The organism is Pseudonocardia tropica, from assembly GCF_040105315.1.
Taxonomy (GTDB): Bacteria; Actinomycetota; Actinomycetes; order Mycobacteriales; family Pseudonocardiaceae; genus Pseudonocardia; species Pseudonocardia alni.
In genome coordinates, this window is sequence record NZ_JBEDNP010000047.1 from 1 (window position 1) to 4,819 (window position 4,819).

General features: G+C 64.6%; 1 protein-coding gene. It reads right to left on the reverse strand.

Annotated elements, in window-relative coordinates; all coding sequences use genetic code 11:
- Positions 1 to 1,985: 1,985 nt before the first annotated feature.
- A partial coding sequence (locus tag WHI96_RS27115) for an N-6 DNA methylase (protein ID WP_349302491.1) occupies positions 1,986 to 4,819 on the reverse strand: 2,834 nt, incomplete at its 5' end.

A 4,819-nucleotide genomic window follows, 5' to 3' on the forward strand; every position in this document is an offset into this window, starting at 1 on the left:
GACAGCAATACAGATGGAGGTGCTGCCGCCGCGAATGCTGTGGAGTCCGCATGTCCATGCGGTGGACCGTCTGGGCAACCAGAGTCCGCAGAGTTACCCGCTTGTGGAACTTCCCGTGAGGAGTGGAATGTAGGGGCAGTAGGCCGAATAGGCTAACGTGCGATAGAACTGTTACCCCGGCCTAGCTTCCTTCCGAGTATATTCGGTCGCACTGGTCGCCGGGCACCTCGCAGCGACCTCTGAGTGCGGAGGGCTCACTTGGCAGGCGGAAGCGGATCCAGCGGAATCAAGGTTGCACTAATCGGGCTAGCGGGAGTTATCGGCGCAGCTCTGATTGGGGCAGTAGCTCCAGCCATAGTCGCGCAAACGAGCCAGAAGGAAGACCCCCCTCGTCCTTCAGCCACGTCAGGGGCGCCGTCCCCCGGCCCTGACACTCGTGGACAATTTGGTGGAGTCCAAGAGATTTCAGCAAATCGAAACGGTACGGTTGTATTTAAGAATCCGCAAGGTGAACCTGTAGATTCTTCCATTCCGCGAATTCCGTACGGTGAATCAGTCGTAGTCCTGTGTCAGGTCCCAGATGGAACCGGAATGGGATCAGTTTCGGCACTCTACCGCATCGGCGACTCCAGTCCACCCTGGAGTGGCCTCTATGCCGTCTCGGATACATTTACGAATGGCGACCCTCTCGATCCTCCCGGGAGCACTTCGGTTGATCCGCGGGTCCCGCCATGCTGATCCGTGGAGGAATTCGAGCTGCGTTCCTGCTCTCAGGCTTTTTACTGCTAACGTCTACCGCGTGTGCGGCGAGCTCAGTGTCTGCAAGGACTGACGACGCAGCGGCCACCACCTCGTTTAGTCGTATTAGCGCCGAGGGTTCGGTCGCATTACGATACTGCGCGGGTTACCCGCCGGAAGGTACGACGACGATGTCGTGCTCCGAGCTGGACCGACTCCCCTCTGGAAGTCTGGTTAGCATGAGATGTTGGGAGGATACTAAGGCTCCCGAGCTTGATGGTGTACCGCTGTACGGCCCTTAGCCGCGTTGGTTCTATGTGACAGAGGCCGAGGGCGGAAACTTCCCGGGAGGTTCGGGTTATCTGTACTCGGCATTCGTTCCGCCTTCGGAGCAAGTTCAAACAGAGAAGTGCTCGGCCGATATAATCAAGAAGTTCCCAGCTATTGTTCCGCACGAGACCGTCACGCCACCTATCTCTAGCGAGATAGCGCCGGACCCGCCTGCAGTTCCTAGCGCAGGGAGGAACACTGCTGCCTCGTCGCAGAACGCACCTACTCAGTCAGGTGCGGCGGCCCCGCCGTCGAGCGCAACACCACCGAGGCCGAATGTTGAGATCAGAGTTTCGAACTTGGTCACATCCGGGATGAACATGCGAGAGGACCCAAAGCCTGCGTACCTGTCGTCTGAGCCGCGCAACTATTGTTGCAAGATTGCTGGTACGGAAGTTGTCAGCGGCGGTGTGCTCACGGCATCGTGTCAGGTTACAGGTGAGCGCACGACGAATGGCAACGACACTGACCCTGTCGATGATTCGAATCCTGGTCGTTTTGAAAGCTCAAGGTGGTACTTCGCGGTGAACGCAAGCGGATCAAAGGGCTATCTCTCTGAAGTCTGGACTTCGGCGGCGAGTCGCGGTGGGCTAGGTCTCCCGATCTGCTGACTGGATGGATTAGGTCCGGCGCCTTCTGGGGTCACCGAACTCTGGCCGAGTCCCAGGACGAGGTACTGGACTAGGGCGTATCTCTCAACCCGGTCGCCCGGGGCTGCGGGGCGATCATCGGGTGTCGCGGCGAGCCGTCTTGATTAATTCCCAAGCCCTCTGGGAGCTCAATGTCGGCCCGGTCGATCTTCCGACGCTGCATCCCGCGTTCGGTGCCTGACCACAGCGGCCCGGTCGACGAACGAGTCCAGGCGAGCGCTGGAGGGGCCGAGGTAGGGAGTCAGGCCAGCGGCGCGACGCTTCCCCTTATCCGGTCGTTCCGAGCAACTCGGCAATTTCGCCGTCGATGCTGGCTGCAACTCCGTCGTCCTCCAGGGCGCGGCGTACGGCCCGTCGTTGGGTCTGGAACGAGGTATTAGGCAGCTCGACCGCTGCGGCCACGGTCTCGGCGCTTGCTGCGAGTTCGGCGATGCGTTGGTGGTGGTTGTTGTCGGCGTCGTAAAGCGGGAACGGGATCTGGAAGACGTATTTGTCGAAGTCGCGGGGGTTGTGTTCACCGCGGCCCTGCAGCGGCCGGACGAGTTCGAGCAGGGCAGGGCTGTTCAGGATGGCAGTGAGATATCGAGCCTCGTCGATGCTGGCGGTCGCGGCCCAGTACAGCTTGTGGTCGATCACGGCGCTTGGGTCCGACACTCGGGCGGCGGCCAGGTACATGCCGCCCTTGGTGTAGACCACGCGGTGCTCCCCTGCCGGGAATTGTGCGCGCAGCTTGCGCCTGTAATCGAGCTGATCGAGCAGTGAGAGCTTGTCGGTGCTGCGGTATGTGTTCCAGGTGTTCTCCGCAGCACGCCACCAGTCGGCGAAGCCGGGGTAGAGGTCGATCGTGTCGTCGCTGCCTTGCAGTAGCTGCCTGCCGTCCCAGGGGATGACGCCGAGGAGGGGCTCCTGCTCGCGGAAGGGAAGGATCGTGTCGCCGAGGTGGATCGGGCGCACGAACTGCTTCTCCACTGCTCCGGACAGGGCGGGGAGGTCCTTCCACGGCTTCTTCTCGTTGCTGCTGCGGCGCGAGCCGACCATCCGCCGGCCGGCACCGGCCCCGAACGGGCCGGTGCTCTTCGGTTCCACCAGCACCAGGAATCGTGGCACCAGGATCGCTCCCTGGGTGAACCGTGCAGCGTAGGGCGAGCGTTCGCCGCTTGCGGCTGTGGTCGCGGCGGCTCGGGTCAGCGCGGGGCGTGCGATGGGCAGCGGGGCGTTGCGCCGGGAGATGCGTCCAGCCCAGTTCTCTGTGCCGGGGGCAGTGCTGCCGTGTTTGGTGGTGCGGCGTCCGCGGATGACCGAGGCGGGGACGGGGAAGAAGGCGGGCTTGACCGCGTGTAGGTCCCAGGCGGTGTCGAGGGCGGCGTTGACGTTCGCTGCTCCCCCACCGGTCCCGCCGGGGCTCCAGCGGCCGCTGCGGAATCCCGCGTACTGGTTGCGGGTCAGCACCGCGAGGGGCATGACGAAGGCGAACCGGCCTGCGTCGCGCAGGTAGAGCTCGGTGGCGCGGGCGACGAACAGCGCCGACAGGTCCTGGTTGGTGGCGACCGCTGCCCCGGCCCAGAAGCCGCGTGCGGTGCTCATCTCGCGGAACTCGGACTTCATCTGTGGGGGCATGTATCGGTAGGCCAGCCAGGGCGGGTTACCGACCATGACGTCGACGCGGTTTGCGCTGTCGGCCAGTGAAAGCGGGCGGGCGAGGTTGCGGATGTAGTAGCCCCAGATGTGGTCGCGCCCGGTGTCGTGGAGCTCGCACATCTTGGCGAAGGTCGCGGTGAGCATGGCCTGGTCGTCGTCGTGCACGGCGAACAGCCGGAACGTCGCCTTCAGCGACGGGACGGGGCTTCCAGGAGCGCGGGCGGCGGCCCGATCAGCGAGCTCGGCGACGAGGCGGTCGAAACGACCGGCGTCGTGCAGGAGCCGATGGGGGAACAACAGGTCGTCGTCGAACAGCTGCCCGCCGTCGGTGGGCACCGACAGAGCGTCGGTGTTCATCAGGGTGTTCTGCTGCCCCCACTGCATCGAGTCGCCCAGATAGACCGGCACGGAGAACGCCGGCCGATCGTCGTGGGCGAGACGCTCGGGCCCGATCGCGAGCAGATAGGTGATGCGGGCCAGGGTGACCGCGACCGGGTGCACGTCCATACCGAGCACCTTGCTCGTCACCCCGGTCAGCATCTCCCCGATGCCCATCCCTGCGGCTTCGCCCGCGGCGATGTAGCGGCGTACGGCATGGAACAAGAAGGTGCCGGATCCACAGCTGGGGTCCAGGACGCGCTCGGTGAGCGCGTCGGTGACGGTCTCCTCGACGACGATTTCGGCCAGCCAGTCCGGGGTGTAGTACTCACCGAGGCTGTGGCGCTGCTCGGCATCGATCACCGACTCGTAGAGCACCTTCATCACGTCGGTCTCGACGTGTGCCCAGGCAAACCGGGCCAGGCGCCGGGCCAGGCCCCGCACGAACGGCTCCCCACCGGCCACCTCGGCCGGCCAGTCGAAGAAGTCCGACTCGATGACCCCGCCGATCTCGTGCGAGGCAAACAAGCGCCCCGACAGCAGGGTGACCGGGGTGATGGACTGGTCGGTGGGATCCAGGCCGACCACGGCGTGGCCGATGATCTCGGCCATCGCGACGAGGAGGGTGTGTTCGACGAACAGGTCGTCCTCGCCGCGGAAGTTGGTGCCCAGCGCGGTGGTGAGCAGCTTGGTCCACAGCTTGCGCTTGAGGACGAGGCCGGGATCGTCGCGGTGGCGCTCGTACAGAGCACGCAGCTCGGCGAACTCGAGGGCGTGCGCGGCGGAGCCGGCGCCGAGGCGCTGTTCGATCTCCCGTGCGGTCGGAGTGATCTTTTCCCCGGTCGCAAGCACTCCTTCCAGCCAGACGAACAGGGTGTCGGGCTCGAAGTTGCGCACGTCGGTGTGCAGGCTCGACACCAGTTCCAAGGACTCGCCGACGAGGTGGTAGAGGTGCCACTCCGCGCCGTCAGTGAGGACTCCGACGTAGCGCTGCCCGGTCTGCTCGCGCCGAGAGGACACGTAGCCGGCCAGCTGGACGACCGCGTCTTCGCGGACGTTGCCGGTGCGCAGGTCCCGCTTGACCT